The sequence below is a fragment of the Butyrivibrio sp. genome, assembly GCF_024699075.1.
The window spans coordinates 1-2,881 of record NZ_JAILQF010000409.1 but is presented as its reverse complement, the minus strand read 5'-3'; the positions used below and the strand labels follow the sequence as shown (position 1 = coordinate 2,881).

The window sequence follows — 2,881 nt, the reverse complement described above, 5'->3', positions numbered from 1 at the left end:
AATGGCAACTTCTCCAGGTGTAAGATATCCAATCTTCTCTCTTTCTGCAAGAAGTCTGTCTTTTCCTGCAGCCATATATATTGCAGAGTCTACGCCATCACCGATCGCCACTTCCGGATTAGCCGTATTAACGATCACATCCGCATTCACTTTTGTAATATCATTTCTTATGATCTGAAATGCCATACTCAGAAATCCCCAGAATTTTATTTATTTCTAAGAGTTAATGTCACTTTATTTACTATCTTATGATATACAACAGCAACAACTATAGTCAGTATTATCGTAACTATATTTATTATAATGTTTTTAGCATCAAAAGTATTATTGATCTTATCACACGCAAAGTGCACTACCTTTAAGATCTTCTCCTGAAAAAGATATGTTTCTAGCGTTATCGCACCGCCCAGGCCGCATATCTTATAAAAAAGCTTTCCTTTGATCAGGTCAAAAAAAGCCGCAAGTATAAATAAAACAGGAAGTGTCAAAAAGACATAAATCAGATATTTCCATGGATACAGCAGTGTATCAAAACGGATAATCCAAGATCCAACTATACTAATTATCAGCAAAACTATAAAAGTAATACTGATATAAACAGACAGTTCTTTTTCCCTGTTAACGATCTTGCCAAGTACTAAACCAAGGAAATAAGCCGGAATCCTGAAAACAAATACTTCCGTGTGATTGAACATGCCCATAGAAGCAATAATGCAGCTTATAAGAATTATCAAAAAAGTGGCCACAAAGCATATGCTCCTGTTTCGGTCATAAAGCTTCATCCACAGTGGAGTTATCATGTAAAAAACGATTATCGCACTTACAAACCACTGAAACAGATTCCCGTCAATCCAGTACTGTAAAGTAAGTATTTTTAACACTGCACTTGCTATTGTTGTCTCCTTTGTAGCAATTGCAAAAAGATTCCAAAGTATAGAAACCGGTAATACAGTGACCAATATCCTGAGCAGTCTGTTTTTCAAAAAGACTTTAGTATCCGGTTTTTTCTTCCATGCATAACACATTGAAAATCCTGAAATAGCAAAAAAGAGATTAACTCCAAAGTCTCCAAAATTCTTGATAAGATCTAGCCAATGCGGATAAATAATATCTGTGTGAAAAATAATGATCATGATCATGGCAAATCCCATGAGTGGTGCCCTGTGCGTACTGATTTTACTTATTTTCATCCCTTTCCCCATCCCTTTACTAACCTGTTTATCAAGTATTATTTTTTCTATTTTACCAAATATTCCAACAATTATCTTTAATATGAATAAAAAAGAACTGATAAACATAAGGTTTACCAGTTCTAAATTCCTATCCGATTTTCTTCAATGGTTCCTCAGGTTCTTCGTCTAGCCCCCCGAGTGCTTCGAGGTAATTTCTTATCTCCTCGATGTACCTCTCCCCGATACTGCTAAGACTCTTATGCTTGACCGTCACGTATCCGATCTCCATCGAACTGTCAGTCTCGATCCTGTCATCTTCAAATGGAACCGCTATATAGTCGTCACCATTAAGCTCTTCGCAGATTATTCCGGAGCATAAAGTGTAACCATTAAGTCCCCTCATAAGATTGAGCATCGTAGCCCTGTCACAGGCCTTGATCACTCTGTCATAATCTTCTGTGCTGAGTACTTCTTCAGCCATATAAAAAGAGCTTTCATCACCTTGTTCAAAGGAGAGGCATGGATATACTTTCAAATCATCAAAGTTTATTTTTGTACGGTCGGCAAGAGGATGTTTTTTCCAAAGATATACATACGCTCTGCAATTGATAAGATGATGAAACTCCAGCTCTTTTTGTCTAAGTATTTTTTTGATAAAGATCCTGTTGAAATCGTTAAGATAAAGGATTCCGAACTCACTTCGGTTCTTCTGGACATCCTCTAAGACATCCAATGTTCTTCCCTCTCTTATAGCAAGATCATACTTGGCTGTATCCAGGTTCCTTGCCAGTTCAACGAATGCCTTTACCGCAAATGAATAGTGAAGGGTCGAGACTCCGAACTTCTTTCTGATATCGCGATTAACACAGTACTTGTCAATGATATCCTCGTACTGATCATACAGGTGTCTGAAATGAAGCAAGGCTTCTGAACCATCAGGAGTGAGAGATACTCCGTGTGATCCTCTTATGAAAATAGTTATTCCAAGCTCTTTTTCCAGATCCTGTATAGCATTTGTAAGTGACGGCTGCGCTACAAAAAGCTGCTCTGCTGCCTTGTTAAAAGAACCGCACCTGGCTATATATATCACGTATCTGATCTGATTGATCGTCATAAAGTCTGTCTCCCTTGGTACCTTTTGAACTTCTTAGTTCGCCGGTATTACTGCTCCGTTATACTTCTCTTCAATGTACTTACGTACAGCATCTGAACGAAGCGCTGCAACTACTGCCTGAATAGCAGGATCATTCTCATTGCCTGATGCTACTGAGATGATATTTGCAAATGGGTTATTATCACCACTCTCGCTAAAGAGTACGTTTGATGTGATACCTGCCTCAAGTGCCTTGTTAGTATTTGTAATGAAGAAATCGAAATCATCCTTGGTCGGAATGATCTGAGCAGAATCAAGCTCAACGATCTCGATATTCTTTTCATAAGATACGATGCTGTCAACAGTTGCGCTAAGGGTAGAATCTACGCTGTCATCAAGTGTTATAAGGCCCTGTTCTTCCAGAATCTTAAGTGCTCTGTACTCGTTAGTTGCATCGTTAGGAATTGCAACTACATCACCATCAGATATCTCATCTACTGATGTATACTTATCCGAATATGCTCTTATAGGCTCAACATGAATGTCTCCTGCATTAACTACACTAAAACCATTAGTTTCATTCTGATCGTTTACATATGGCCAGTGTGCATAGAAG

Annotated in this window: 4 protein-coding genes; all 4 read right to left on the bottom strand. The window is 38.2% G+C overall.

The window, feature by feature from the left end:
- The coding region (locus K6G87_RS16370; RefSeq protein WP_330669910.1) for a macro domain-containing protein at positions 1–186 on the bottom strand (186 nt) is incomplete at its 3' end.
- Between the two features lie 20 nt (positions 187–206).
- Positions 207–1,190, bottom strand: coding sequence for an acyltransferase family protein (locus tag K6G87_RS16365; protein ID WP_296839662.1), 984 nt, complete (start codon positions 1,188–1,190; stop codon positions 207–209).
- Positions 1,191–1,320: 130 nt separating this feature from the next.
- Positions 1,321–2,286, bottom strand: coding sequence for a LysR family transcriptional regulator (locus K6G87_RS16360; RefSeq protein ID WP_296839660.1), 966 nt, complete (start codon positions 2,284–2,286; stop codon positions 1,321–1,323).
- 33 nt (positions 2,287–2,319) lie between these two features.
- On the bottom strand, positions 2,320–2,881 hold a 562-nt coding region (locus K6G87_RS16355), incomplete at its 5' end, for a MetQ/NlpA family ABC transporter substrate-binding protein (RefSeq protein ID WP_296839659.1).